Origin of the sequence: Cobetia crustatorum (genome assembly GCF_000591415.1) — a bacterium.
In the GTDB taxonomy this organism is placed as follows: Bacteria; Pseudomonadota; Gammaproteobacteria; order Pseudomonadales; family Halomonadaceae; genus Cobetia; species Cobetia crustatorum.
Map to the genome: position 1 here is coordinate 1 of NZ_JEMF01000019.1, position 13,876 is coordinate 13,876.

At 56.2% G+C, this 13,876-nt stretch carries 11 protein-coding genes; 1 reads left to right on the forward strand and 10 read right to left on the reverse strand.

Annotation, left to right across the window (positions count from 1 at the left end; translation table 11 throughout):
- Positions 1-48: 48 nt before the first annotated feature.
- The 4 genes from BF12_RS0104820 to BF12_RS0104840 all read right to left on the reverse strand — a co-directional run bounded on the left by BF12_RS0104820 (position 49) and on the right by BF12_RS0104840 (position 5,782).
- Complete coding sequence (locus BF12_RS0104820) at positions 49-1,002, reverse strand: Nudix family hydrolase (RefSeq protein WP_024951292.1); 954 nt, start codon at positions 1,000-1,002, stop codon at positions 49-51.
- Positions 1,003-1,099: 97 nt separating this feature from the next.
- The gene (gene argJ / locus BF12_RS0104825) at positions 1,100-2,323 is read right to left on the reverse strand and encodes a bifunctional glutamate N-acetyltransferase/amino-acid acetyltransferase ArgJ (RefSeq protein WP_024951293.1); all 1,224 of its coding nucleotides are present in this window, start codon (positions 2,321-2,323) and stop codon (positions 1,100-1,102) included.
- A 103-nt stretch (positions 2,324-2,426) separates the two neighbouring features.
- Positions 2,427-5,213 carry a preprotein translocase subunit SecA gene (secA, locus tag BF12_RS0104830; protein WP_024951294.1) on the reverse strand — a complete coding sequence of 929 codons (2,787 nt, stop codon included), beginning with the start codon at positions 5,211-5,213 and terminating at the stop codon, positions 2,427-2,429.
- A 188-nt stretch (positions 5,214-5,401) separates the two neighbouring features.
- A complete protein-coding gene (locus tag BF12_RS0104840) occupies positions 5,402-5,782 on the reverse strand; it encodes a hypothetical protein (RefSeq protein ID WP_024951295.1) in 381 nt (126 codons plus the stop codon).
- Positions 5,783-5,844: 62 nt separating this feature from the next.
- Here BF12_RS0104840 and BF12_RS0104845 point away from each other — a divergent pair, with 62 nt between their 5' ends.
- Positions 5,845-6,369, forward strand: a complete 525-nt coding sequence (locus tag BF12_RS0104845) for a DUF721 domain-containing protein (protein ID WP_024951296.1) — start codon at positions 5,845-5,847, stop codon at positions 6,367-6,369.
- 213 nt (positions 6,370-6,582) lie between these two features.
- On the opposite strand, the gene lpxC is transcribed toward BF12_RS0104845, so the two are convergent.
- The 6 genes from lpxC to murC all read right to left on the reverse strand — a co-directional run bounded on the left by lpxC (position 6,583) and on the right by murC (position 13,874).
- A complete protein-coding gene (gene lpxC / locus BF12_RS0104850) occupies positions 6,583-7,494 on the reverse strand; it encodes a UDP-3-O-acyl-N-acetylglucosamine deacetylase (RefSeq protein WP_024951297.1) in 912 nt (303 codons plus the stop codon).
- Positions 7,495-7,936: 442 nt separating this feature from the next.
- Positions 7,937-9,103 (reverse strand): cell division protein FtsZ, encoded by a 1,167-nt coding sequence (gene ftsZ, locus BF12_RS0104855; protein WP_024951298.1) that lies wholly within the window; start codon positions 9,101-9,103, stop codon positions 7,937-7,939.
- A 40-nt stretch (positions 9,104-9,143) separates the two neighbouring features.
- Positions 9,144-10,424 carry a cell division protein FtsA gene (gene ftsA, locus BF12_RS0104860; RefSeq protein WP_024951299.1) on the reverse strand — a complete coding sequence of 427 codons (1,281 nt, stop codon included), beginning with the start codon at positions 10,422-10,424 and terminating at the stop codon, positions 9,144-9,146.
- A gap of 289 nt (positions 10,425-10,713) precedes the next feature.
- Positions 10,714-11,442, reverse strand: a complete 729-nt coding sequence (locus tag BF12_RS0104865; RefSeq protein ID WP_024951300.1) for a cell division protein FtsQ/DivIB — start codon at positions 11,440-11,442, stop codon at positions 10,714-10,716.
- Between the two features lie 3 nt (positions 11,443-11,445).
- Positions 11,446-12,447: a D-alanine--D-alanine ligase gene (locus tag BF12_RS0104870; protein ID WP_051510756.1), complete on the reverse strand. Its 1,002-nt coding sequence runs from the start codon at positions 12,445-12,447 to the stop codon at positions 11,446-11,448.
- Positions 12,448-12,461: 14 nt separating this feature from the next.
- Complete coding sequence (murC, locus tag BF12_RS0104875; protein ID WP_051510757.1) at positions 12,462-13,874, reverse strand: UDP-N-acetylmuramate--L-alanine ligase; 1,413 nt, start codon at positions 13,872-13,874, stop codon at positions 12,462-12,464.
- Between the last annotated feature and the right edge of the window lie 2 nt (positions 13,875-13,876).

The window sequence follows — 13,876 nt, forward strand, 5'->3', positions numbered from 1 at the left end:
GCCTTGGCGGTCTTTTTGTTTCAAGCAGCATCGATCAGAGGATCAAGCTCATTTCCAGAAATCACGGATCGACGCAATACCCTGAGCACCGACAGCGCGAGCGTGATCACTATCATGGCGCGACATCCCTCCGAGCGCATAAACCGGCATACAGGCCTGCTCGACCAGACTCTGGAAGTCATGCCAACCCAATGGCGGACGCTCTGGGTGCGAAGGCGTCACCCGCAGCGGTGACAGAGAAACAAAATCACATACAACCTGCCCCGCCTGATCCAATTGCTGCTGATCATGCGTAGAAGCCGACAACCACTTGTTATCCGGAATTGGGCGCTCGCCCTTCTCCGCAAGTTCAGCCAATCGCACGCTAGTCAGATGGATGCCATCGGCATCGACCTTATCCAGCATCGCAGGCTCTGCATTCAACAACAGACGTGCGCCGCGTGCATGACAGATAGCGAGCGCTTTCTCTGCCCGTGCGATGTAAGCCGCCTCATCGAGTTCCTTGGCGCGCAACTGAACCAGACGCACGCCATCTTCATCCAACGCACGAATCAGGCGTGTCTCGAAAATCGCTTCATCTGCTTCTTCAGGTGTGATCAAGTACTCACGCGGCAATGCGACAGCCCGCAGGATAGGTAGATTGGCAGCCGGGAAGGCATAATTGTAGAGATCTGCTATCTCCACCCAGCGCACAGCCTGCCCTTCACGCCCGAACGGTTCACCACTGAACTGACGGGTCTCCCACACATCCAGCAAGATGTGCTTATCCGGATACTCATGATGAATGCGGATCAATGGCTGAGCGCGAGTAATCTCGATACCCAGCTCTTCGCACAGTTCACGCTTGAGCGCTTCCAGTCCAGTTTCGTAGGGCGCCAGCTTGCCACCCGGAAACTCCCACAGACCGCCTTGATCCACCGTCGCCGGACGGCGCGCAATCAGGACCTGGCCCTGTTCGTTTAAGATGGCGGCAGCCGCCACATGAACCCTTCGCTTCGGCATGATGCCTGTACCTTTGACTCGCGTTGTACAACCGACCCTGCCCTTGAAGGACAGAGCCTGCGGGAGATGCTGCGTTATTGCTTAATGATGCATCGCTCTAGCTACGATAATCGGCGTTGATCGTGACGTAATCGTGGGACAAGTCAGATGTCCAGATACGCGCCTTCTGCTGGCCACGTCCCAGACGAATCGCGATGACCAGCTCTTCTTCAGCCATCGCCTTGCTGCCGGCGGCTTCGGTGTAACTGGCGGCACGTTCGCCTTGTTCGACAATGCTGATGCCATTGAGCGTGATCGCCACGCCATCAACATCAAGGTCTTCCAGTGGTGCACGTCCGACGGCGGCAAGAATGCGGCCCCAATTGGCATCACTGGCATAGAGTGCCGTCTTGACAAGGGGCGAATGCGCGACCGTGAAGCCAACGGCACGCGCTTCCTCCAACGAACGAGCTTCGCTGACTTCAACGGTGACGAATTTGGTCGCGCCTTCGCCATCTCGAATGATGGCCTGAGCCAACTCGAGCATGACGTCACCGAGTGCAACCTCGAAGGCCAACAAGTCATCACCTTCAACACGACAGCCCTGCCCCGTGACAGCCAGCATGCAGGCGTCATTGGTCGATGTATCGGAATCAACCGTGATGCTGTTGAAGCTGGTGACCACGACACGCTGCAACATGGCATCCAGCGCTGACTGCTCAATAGCGAGATCAGCATCCGTGGCCACATAGCCCAGCATGGTCGCCATGTTGGGGCATATCATGCCAGAGCCCTTGGAGACACCGGCAATGGTCACGACTTCACCATTCGCAAGCGTCACTGCACGCCAGCTACCTTTAGGGCGCGTATCGGTCGTCATGATGCCATGTGCAGCAGCAGACCAATCGCCCTGACCTAGTGCCTCGAAGGCCATTGGTAATGCAGCAGTCAAACGCTCCATCGGTAACGGCTCACCGATCACGCCAGTTGAGAAAGGCAGTACTGCCCGTGAGTCACAGCCTGCAATTTCCGCAAACTGCTCACAGGTGGCATAAGCATCCTGCAGTCCCTGTGGACCAGTGCCTGCATTGGCATTGCCGGTATTGACCACGAGGTAGCGTGGTCCAGCAACACTAGCTTTCAGGTGCTCACGCGCGACCTGCACTGGCGCTGCGCAAAAGGCATTACGAGTAAAGGTGCCCGCAAGGCGAGAACCAGCATCGAGCGCCATGACAACCAGGTCGCGACGGCCCAGCTTCTTGATACCCGCTTCAGCAACCCCGATCCGAAAGCCGGCAATTTCCGGCATATCGGCGGGAAAAGTGGAATGCCCTACCGCCATCGCTCACGTCTCCAGTCACATTTTCCTGTTACATCATTCTGTCGTGGGCCAACCAACGCTGACCCACGAATGCGCCTGGCCGCCCTACTTCGCCTGGTTGGGCTTAGCTCAGCTTGCCGTGGCACTGCTTGTATTTCTTGCCCGAGCCACACGGGCATGGATCATTGCGGCCGACCTTGGGGGCATCACGGCGCACCGGTTCATTACTACCTTCTGCCTGCCCCTGGTCACGGGAAGCCTCGCTATCTTGTGCACCATATTGGGCTTCAACGATCTGCTCGGCTGCTTCAATGCCCTCTTCGCTGACCGTATCTTCATCAACACGGAGCATCTCGGCACTGGCCTGCTCACGCTCAAGATGGGCACGACGCTCTTCTTCCAGCGTGTCGACCTCTTCCTGGCGACGCACCTGAACATGGCTCAGGATACGCACGACATCGGCCTTGATATTGACCAGCAGCGTCTGGAACTGCTCAAAGGCTTCGCGCTTGTATTCCTGCTTCGGATTCTTCTGAGCATAACCACGCAGGTGGATACCACGACGCAGGTTGTCCATCGCCTGCAGGTGTTCCTTCCAGCGGGTATCGAGCACCTGAAGCATGACCTGCTTCTCGAAGCGACGCATCAGCTCAGGGCCGACAGCCTCAACCTTGGCGGCATAAAGTTCGGCATGAGCCGTCTGCAGACGCTCGCGCAGGGTTTCTTCATGGAAATGGTCATCTTCTTCTGCCCACTGCAATAGCGGCAGATCAAGATTGAAATCGGTCTTGAGGTCATTCTCCAGCCCCGGCAGATCCCATTGTTCCGGCAGGCTTTGTGGCGGCACGCGCATGGAAATGGCGTCATCCAGCACTTCGCGGCGAATCCCCGTGATGTTCTCGGAAATCTCATCCGCCTCGAGAATATCGTTACGTTGCTCGTAGATGACACTGCGCTGATCATTGGCAACATCATCGTACTCAAGCAGTTGCTTACGAACGTCGAAGTTACGACCCTCAACCTTCTTCTGTGCGCGTTCGACCGCATTGGACACCATCTTGTGCTCAATGGCTTCGCCCTTCTCGAGCCCCAGTGCGCCCATCAGACGCTGAACACGATCGGAACCGAACAGACGCATCAGGCTATCTTCCAATGACAGGAAGAAGCGCGTGGAGCCCGGGTCACCCTGACGACCGGCACGACCACGCAACTGGTTATCGATACGACGTGATTCATGACGCTCGGAGCCGATGACATGCAGGCCACCCGCTGCCAGCACCGCTTCATGACGCTCCTGCCAACCATGCTTGATCTCGTTGACCTGCTCATCAGTCGGCGCTTCCAGAGCTGCCAGTTCGGCCTCCCAGTTACCGCCAAGCATGATATCGGTACCACGACCCGCCATGTTGGTGGCAATAGTCACCGCCCCCGGACGACCTGCCTGAGCGATGATTGCAGCCTCACTGACGTGTTGCTTGGCGTTCAGAACGTGATGCTTAACGCCAGCCTCATGCATCATGCGCGACAGTAACTCAGAGGTTTCAACCGAGGCAGTACCGACCAGCACAGGACGGCCTTCACCGACCTTTTCACGGGCATCTTCGATGATGGCGTTGAATTTTTCTTCCGCACTCAGATAGACCAGATCATTCATGTCCTTGCGCGCGATGGGCTTGTTGGTCGGGATGACCATCACGTCGAGGCTGTAGATCTGACGGAATTCGAAGGCTTCGGTATCCGCCGTGCCGGTCATGCCGGACAGCTTGTCGTAGAGGCGGAAGTAGTTCTGGAAGGTCGTCGACGCCAAGGTCTGGCTTTCCTTCTGGATCGCTACGCCTTCTTTCGCTTCGACAGCCTGATGCAGACCCTCAGACCAACGACGGCCGACCATTGTGCGGCCCGTGTGCTCATCAACGATGACCACTTCGCCATTGTCGACGATGTAATCCACATCACGAACGAACAGATTCTGAGCACGCAACGCAGAATGCACGTGGTGCAGCAGGCTCAGGTTCTGGGCTGCATAGAGAGAATCCTCCTCGCCCAGCAATTCCTGAGAGCGCAACAAGGCCTCGACCTTCTGGTGACCAAACTCGGTCAGTTCGACTTGCTTCTGCTTCTCGTCGAGAGTGAAGTCACCACTTTCCGGGTCTTCCTCGTTGCTGCACTGCTCGAGATCCCGCGCCATGCGATCGATGATCTTGTAGAGGTCGGTATTCTCTTCCACCGGGCCCGAGATGATCAGCGGCGTACGTGCTTCATCGATCAAGATGGAATCGACTTCATCGATGATGGCGTAGTGCAGTGTGCGCTGGACCTTGTCTTCCAACGAGAAGGCCATGTTATCGCGCAGATAATCGAAGCCGTACTCGTTGTTGGTGCCGTAGGTGATGTCCGCCTTATAAGCGGCTCGTTTGTCTTCGTTGTTCTGCCCCGAGTAAATGACACCGACACTCATGCCGAGGAATTCGTACAACGGACGCATCCAGTTGGCATCGCGCGTAGCCAGATAGTCATTGACGGTCACCACGTGCACGCCTTCGCCCGACAATGCGTTCAGGTAGACCGACAAGGTACCGACCAGCGTCTTGCCCTCACCGGTTTTCATCTCCGCGATACGGCCCTCATGCAGCGCCATACCCCCAACAACCTGAGTATCAAAGTGGCGCATGCCCATGACGCGCTTGCTGGCCTCACGAACCACGGCAAAGGCTTCTGACAGCAGCTTCTCGAGGCTTTCCCCTTTAGCAAGTCGCTCACGGAGTTCAGCCGTCTTGGCCGTCAGCGCTTCATCCGACAAGGGTTCCAGCTCACTCTCAAAGGCATTGACCGCATTGACTCGCTTGCGCAGTCGCTTTACCTCACGATCATTCTTGGAGCCCACTACCTTGGTCAGGAATTTACCCAGCATTATCTGCCCTTATCCGCGACTCATCGGAGAGCCACGCCTTCAAATGTCATGAAACTCGAGTGGAGTGCCGTCAAAAGACAGATCAATGCGATGGAGAATGCATTGAAACTCAAACTCGAAGAAAGGAATTACCATGATGATTTTCTGCAGTACTGGCACTGACAATGCCAGGCACATGACAGAAAGCTTCAGGACAGGACGGGCGGAGCACGTGGTGAGGCAGCACTGACCAAACCACGTAATAGCGTAAAGACACCAGAGAAGTAGCGGCGATGACAGGGTGAACGAGGGCAACTTTTCCGCACAGGACGCGCCAGCCTTCGCAGCGAGCGTAGGCCCTGACGACGGCTTTCCGCGCGGATAACTGCTGGCGCCAGCAGTTGAATGCTGGCCAACGTCAGATTGACGCGCTCGACCTGGGCCACGCTCAGACCAGCAGGGAACAAACAGCTGAGCAGAAGACTGGCCAGCAACCAGCGCGGCGCCGTACGAACCGACCAACGACGCGAAGCGACGCTACCGGAAGCCGGTAGCGTGCGAGGGCGTGCTGTGGTGTCGACAGGGCTCATGCTGTTGCCAGACTCCCGCTCATGATAGATTGCCGGAAATCACTAAACCGGCATGCAAGCCCATGAGTATAAAGGCTAAGCGTTTCCGCGCCCAGCCCGCGGCGCGCCTGTTGAACGGCAAAGGGCAGCTCGGTAGCGTCATGCGTCAGGCACGCATGCTCGAACAGGCCCAGATACGCTTGCGCGAATCTCTGCCGGAAGACATGCGTGAGCATGTTTTTGTGGGGGGCTATCATGACGACAAGCTGTCTCTCATCACTAATCGTGCGACTTGGCTCACCTGGTTACGCTATGAACAGCGTCGTCTGATCAGCGTGCTGCGCGAACTTCCCGAGCTGGCCACGCTTTCCAGTCTGACATTCAAGGTCAGGCCGGTTCGTCCCGCATTTGTACCTGCTAGACAGCTTAGGCATCTACCAGAAGCCGCCGCAGAGCATCTGCTGGATTGTGCCTCGCATACCGAAGATTCTCATCTGCGTGAGGCACTACAAAGATTGGCTTCTCACGCCAGCGATAGCCAAGGCATTGATGAGGGTAACGACGCCGATAGCAGCGACACCGATAACAACACGGACGCCTGCAAGTAGCCTCATGACCGCATCAGATGTCGTCAGAACACCTCAGACCGAGACTGAAAAGCGGTCAATCAAACATTTATCCCTAATACAAACAGCCGCGCGCCCTTCAAGGGCGGCGCGGCTGTTGTCGTTTCCAATCTCCGGCTGGCAAGGCTGGAGAAATACTTTCAGGCTGGACGGGCTAGGTCACAGTATTTCGTTGCGCGACTATTGCTAAAGCAATCAGACGGCGAGTGCCGGAGATGCATAGGAGATCGGCATCGCGGCAGAATTTTCAAACGTCACGATTTCGTAGCTATCTGCATTTTCCAGCAGTGCGCGGCACAGCAGGTTATTGAGGCCATGACCTGACTTGTAGCCACGGAATTCACCGATCAGGCTATGGCCAAGCTGGTAGAGGTCGCCAATGGCGTCCAACACCTTGTGCTTGACGAACTCATCGTCATAACGAAGGCCTTCATCGTTGAGGATACGATAGTCATCCACGACGATAGCGTTATCCAGGCTGCCGCCCAGCGCCAGGTTCTGAGAACGCAGGAACTCCAGATCACGCATGAAACCGAAGGTACGAGCACGAGACACTTCCTTCACGAAGGACGTGGTGGAGAAGTCGACGGTAGTGGTCTGCTTCTGCTGCTCGAATACCGGGTGGTCAAAGTCGATGGCGAAGGAAACCTTGAAGCCGTTGTGCGGCAGAAAGGTAGCGACCTTGTCTCCATCACGCACTTCAATTTCACGCTTGATACGAATGAACTTCTTGAGTGCGGACTGCTCCTGAATACCAGCGGACTGGATCAGAAAGACGAACGGACCAGCACTGCCATCCATGATCGGCACTTCCGGTGCAGACAACTCGACGAAGCAGTTATCAATACCGAGGCCAGCAAAGGCGGACATCAGATGCTCGACCGTGGTCACCTTGGCTTCGCCATTGAAAACGGCGGTACACATGGTGGTATCACGTACGTTCATTGCGTCTGCACGGATGTGTGCATGCGGTTCAAGATCGGTACGCACGAAGACGATACCTGTATTGACCGGAGCCGGACGCAAGGTCAGATATACCTTGTCGCCAGAGTGCAAACCAACGCCCGTGGCGCGGATCGTATTTTGAAGTGTTTTTTGTCTAATCATAGGTAGATAGCCAGTCAGCCTGAATTTGGAAACAGTGTTCATGATAACAGCAAAGCAGGTATTCAACAAATTGTCACCTGCCGCTGCTAGGGAAATTCAACATTGCTTTTAGAGCACCATTCAGGCCAAACGAAGCGCCTACTAGCCCCATGTTGAGTATGAACACATAATCCCCAAACAGTTCTCACTCTCACTGCCTTAAAACGTCAACCATTGTGAAAGAACTCTGGGGCTCTTCCAACCTACGTGCGCAAGAGTGCCACTGGATGCACCTGCCAAGCCTTTATTGGGCACGACGTAACCTGTGACGCCCCTTCTTTTACCTGGTTACCTACCCTGAAAACGACTTCACCCATCCGAGTAACCCCGGATGGGTGAAGTAAGACTCAAGGTGAGCCAACACTTGGCGATGTCAGTACATATCACTGACATCGTAGTGCACTCAGTCTGCTTGACGACGCAGGAACGCCGGTATATCAAGATAGTCATCCATGTCACGACTCTTGCGTGGCTCTGACTTCTTGGCAGCTGCTGCCTGATCTTCCTTGGCCTGGCGCGTAACAGTCGGGGTCTGCAGACTGCGATAATCAGCAGGCTTCTCGACAGTCCGCTTGGCCGGCGCTGTTTCGCGAGCGGCAGGCTTCTCGACACGACCATCAAGACCTGCTGCCACGACAGTGACGCGCAGTACATCGGTCATGTCCATATCGATGGACGTACCGACAACGATGGTAGCGTCTGGAGAGGCGAATTCCTGAACCGTCGCACCGACATCATTGAACTCGCCGATGGACAGGTCTGGGCCCGCCGTGATGTTGACCAGGATACCGCGTGCACCGTGGAGATCGATGTCTTCCAGCAGCGGACTGCGAATGGCCTTCTCAGCGGCTTCGCGAGCACGATTCTCACCCACTGCATCACCGGTGCCCATCATCGCCATGCCCATCTCGGACATGACAGTACGCACATCGGCAAAATCGACGTTGATGATACCCGGACTGGTGATCAGCTCAGCGATACCCTGAACGGCACCCAGCAGAACGTCGTTGGCTGCGCTGAAGGCACTCAGCAGGCTGGCACTTTTACCCAGCACTGACAGCAGCTTCTCATTGGGGATGGTGATCAAGGAGTCGACGTGCTCGGAGAGCTCCTTCATGCCCTGCTCAGCAGCCTTCTGGCGACGCGGCCCTTCAAACGGGAACGGACGCGTGACGACAGCAACGGTAAGGATGCCGAGTTCCTTGGCAACCTGTGCAACGACAGGTGCGCCACCGGTACCGGTACCGCCACCCATGCCAGCAGTGATGAAGACCATATCAGCGCCTTGCAGTAGCTCGACGATACGCTCTCGGTCTTCCATCGCGGCCTGACGACCCACTTCCGGGTTGGCGCCAGCGCCAAGTCCTTTAGTGATTTCGCTGCCCAGCTGAAGGATAGTCTTGGCGGCCACGCGCTTGAGCGCCTGAGCATCGGTGTTGGCGCAGATGAACTCGACGCCTTCGATGTTGCTCTCGACCATGTGATTGACGGCGTTACCGCCGCCGCCGCCAACACCGATCACCTTGATGACCGCGCTGCTGGAGGGTGCGTTATCTACCAGTTCGAACATATGCCCTGTCTCCTGGATCACAGTCTTTCTGTAATCCCTGTCAGAAATTTCCCTTGAACCAGCCCTTGATCCGCTCCAGCGTGGAGATGTCGTGCTCGTGGCCGTGAACGCGTCGCGCGGCAGATTCCTCTCTGCGCACCGCGACCGTAGTCGACGATGGCGTATGCCGTTCCTGCTTCATTCCATAATGTAGCAAACCTACACCCGTAGAATAAATTGGATTGCGGACCACATCGGCCAGTCCACGTACATTTTGCGGGCAGGCTATGCGTACTGGCATGTGGAAGATCTCTTCCGCCAGCTCCACGACACCTTCCATGCGTGACGTGCCGCCTGTTAGTACTACACCGGCTGCCACGAGATCCTCATAGCCACTACGACGTAGCTCATCGCGGATCAGAGTGAAGAGTTCCTCGTACCTGGGCTCAACCACTTCTGCCAACGCCTGGCGAGACAGATCTCGGGCCGGTCGATCACCAACACTGGGCACCTTGATCGTCTCATCACTGGACGCCAACTGGGTCAGAGCACAGGCGTACTTGACCTTGATTTCTTCAGCGTACTGAGTCGGTGTGCGCAGAGCCATGGCAATATCATTGGTCACTTGATCCCCTGCGATGGGGATCACTGCCGTATGTCGAATGGCTCCTTCGGTAAACACCGCGATATCAGTAGTCCCTCCTCCGATATCGACCATGCACACACCTAATTCACGCTCATCCTCAGTCAGTACTGCATGACTTGAGGCGAGTTGTTCCAGAATGATGTCGTCGACTTCAAGACCACATCGACGCACACATTTCTCGATGTTCTGCACAGCATTCAGTGCCGCTGTGACCAGGTGAACGCGCGCCTCAAGGCGCACCCCGGACATGCCCAACGGCTCACGAATACCTTCCTGCCGGTCGATGGCATATTCCTGTGGCAGCACGTGAAGAATGCGCTGACCTTCAGAAATTGCTCGTGCGCGAGCAGAGTCGATCACACGTTCGATATCTGACGGCGTGACCTCACGGTCCTTGATTGCCACTACGCCATCGGAGTTCATCGAGCTGATATGGCTGCCAGCAATGCCGACATATACCGAGTGAATATCACACCCGGCCATCAGCTCGGCTTCTTCTACCGCACGCTGAATCGACTGCACAGTTGACTCGATATTAATCACGACACCCTTCTTCATGCCGCGAGAAGGATGCGAGCCAATACCAGCAATTTCAATGCCGCCATCATCGGTGGGCTGGCCCACGATCGCGACCACCTTGGAGGTTCCGATGTCCAGCCCGACCACCATATCCTGTGATTTGGAATGTCCTGCCATAGGTCGGGCCAGCTCCTTGATTCTGGTTCGTCATAAAAATAATGGTGCGATCGGTAGGCGGCATATCACCTCAACACTACCCGAATCGAGTTTACGTTCCGTTTAACCCGATGAGGTGATTCAGCTCCTCAGTATAGGAGGAGCAAGTTCAGGCATACCAGCCAAATATACAGGGTGGCACAAAACCCCGCTAGAATAGGCGGGATTGTACTTAAATGAAACTGGCGAAAACTTCATTTCACTAATACTGCGCCTTAAAAGCCCCTAAAAACAGGTGTCGCCATTTTCTTCAACCCTCTTGCCCATTTTCGAGTGCTGTTGTCTCGCCATGCCATGCCACTGCTACGCCATTAGGGTAACGCAGATCTATGTAGCGAATTTGCGACGCCTCATCACTCAAACGGCGCTGCCAAGCGGCCATGAAGCGCGCCAACCTCGCCTCTCGATCATTACGTCCTAACATTACCCAGACAGTGTCATTGACTTGAAAACGCCATGCACCGCGAGGCTCCAGTCGTAACTGGGAAACATTGAGCCCAAGCCCACCGAGCTGGCTCTGCAGAGCATCCATCTCAGCCAGAACCTCTGAACCACTGCCTTGTGGACCTGCCAAATTCGGCAAATTCCCCAAGCGAGTGACAGGGCCTGCCTTGAACGCTTCACCACGAACGTTAAGCAATTCACCATCATTCCAATAGGCGACTGGCTGCTGCTCAAACAGCTCAAATTCGAGTGTATCCGGCCAGCGACGGGAAATACTGACCTCACTGAGCCAATCAATCGTCAATGCGCGCTGTCGAACATCACCCAATGGCACAGAAAGCCAGCTTTGACCACGAATCAACGGTGCAATGTGGCGCTGCAGATAGGCAGCACTGACGTGTTCGAAGTCACCCTTGATGGTGACACGTTCAATAGGTCGATCCAGCCATGTCCACAGGGCTTGGCCACCCGCCACCATCAGGGCCAAGCCTAGCACCAGACCGAATAGAGTGCCGGCAGAGCTACGTGAGGCCATGAATCAATGACCGCTCGGCAAGCAATCTGACACATCAGCGCCAGCGCGCTCGGTCAGAGTCGTATCAAGAATACGCAACACGAGTGCAGCAAAATCGAGGCCAATATATGCAGCTGACTGCGGCACCAGACTGTGGTCTGTCATACCTGGCGAGGTATTCACCTCAAGTAGCCAAAAAGCACCCTCAGCATCCTGCATTACATCCACACGTCCCCAGCCTTCACAGCCTAGCGAAGAAAACGCCTTGAGGGACAACTCAGCCAACGCAGCTTCCCGTTCTGCGGAAAGGCCACAGGGCAACAGATAGCGTGTGGTGTTAGCTATGTATTTAGCGTCGTAATCATAAAAACCACTATCCGCTTCAATACAGATCGCTGGCAGAGCCACGTCATCAAGAATAGAGACGGTGTACTCGGGCCCTTTGATGAAGCGTTCTGCCATCACCACCGCATCGAACTGGCTGGCATCACGCCACGCAGCTTCCAACGCCGAGGCATCCTCGACGATATGAATGCCCAGCGTGGAGCCTTCATGAACCGGTTTGACCACCACAGGGGCGCCTAGTGTATCGAGCACGACTTGCCAATCAGTATCGGCTGCCAGCTGGCAGGAACGTGGTGTCGGTAGGCCTTCAGCGTCCCACAGTTTCTTGGTGCGTAGTTTGTCCATACCCAGCGCCGACGCCATCACGCCACTGCCGGTATAGGGGATACCGAGTAGTTCCAATGCGCCCTGCAGGGTGCCATCTTCACCACCTCGACCGTGCATGGCAATGAAGACTCGGTCTGGCCGCAAGGCCTCAAGCCCTGCAAGCCCACCAGCCATGTCATAGCCCTGAACATCGAGACCTGCACCTTCCAGTGCAGCGAGCACGGCAGCACCGCTTTTCAGAGAGACTTCACGCTCAGCGCTCATCCCACCAAACAGCACGACAACGCGACCGTAACGCACCGCCTGCTCTGGTATGACTGTGCTTTTCCCGCGTGTTTCGCCACGAAAAGACATAGAGGTTTGCTCGCTCATAGCACCACCTCAGAAAGTTTCAGGTCAGCACCAGCCAGTGCGAGCGCGATACCACCCACATCACCCGCCCCCTGCGTGATCAGAATATCACCGGGGCGCAGGACGTTATTGAGCAGTTCAGGCAATGCACGCTTGTGCTCGACGAACAGCGGATCAACCTGACCACGCTGACGGATAGAACCCGCGAGCGAGCGACCATCGGCCCCGGGGATCATGGCTTCACCCGCACTGTAGACATCCAGCAGTAGCAGAGTATCGACCTCGGAAAGCACACGCACGAAATCCTCGTAGAGGTCATGGGTACGTGAATAACGGTGCGGCTGATACGCCATCACCAGGCGACGATCCGGCCAACCAGCACGCACGGCGCGAATCACCATTTCGACTTCACGCGGATGGTGTCCGTAGTCATCTACCAACATGACGCCCTGCTCACCATTGGGCGCAGCAAACTCACCATGTACCTGGAAGCGACGACCGACACCGGCGAAGCTGGCCAGCGCGCGCGCGATCGCCTCATCGCTGACGCCAACATCGGTCGCAACCGCGATAGCCGCCAGCGCATTGAGGGCATTGTGCTCGCCGGGCATCGCCAACGTGATCTCCAGTGGCGCATGCCCTTCCGGACGCAGTGCCGTGAAGCTCAGCTGTCCGCCACCCTGGCGGAAGTTGCTGATGCGATAGTCGGCATCGTCACTGAAACCATAGGTCACGAACTGACGTTGTACGCGCGGCAACAGCTCGCGAAGATTCGCATCATCAATGCACAACACCGCCAGGCCATAAAACGGCAGGTTGTGCAGGAATTCGATGAAGGTGTCCTTGAGGCGATTGAAGTCGCCTTCGTAGGTCGCCATATGATCGGCATCGACATTGGTGACGACAGAGATCAGTGGCTGAAGATGCAGGAAGGAAGCATCGGATTCATCCGCTTCTGCCACTAGGTACTCACCTTCACCGAGACGCGCATTGGTGCCGGCACTGGTCAGCCTGCCACCGATCACGAAGGTCGGATCCATCCCGCCTTCGGCGAGCAGTGTCGCCGTCAGGCTGGTGGTGGTGGTCTTGCCGTGAGTCCCGGCAATAGCAATACCCTGACGGAAGCGCATTAGCTCAGCCAGCATCTCGGCACGACGCACGACAGGGATGCGGTGCTCGCGCGCCCACGCAACTTCAGGGTTGGTGGTATCGACAGCCGTCGATACCACCACAACGTCACTACCCTCGGCATTGACGGCAGCATGACCAATGGCAACACGCACGCCGCAGTCACGCAGGTGTGCCGTGACTGAAGATTCCTTAAGGTCACTACCACTGACCTCATACCCCATGTTACCAAGCACCTCGGCAATACCACACATGCCCACACCGCCGATGCCCACGAAGTGGATACGACGGATACGGCGCATAC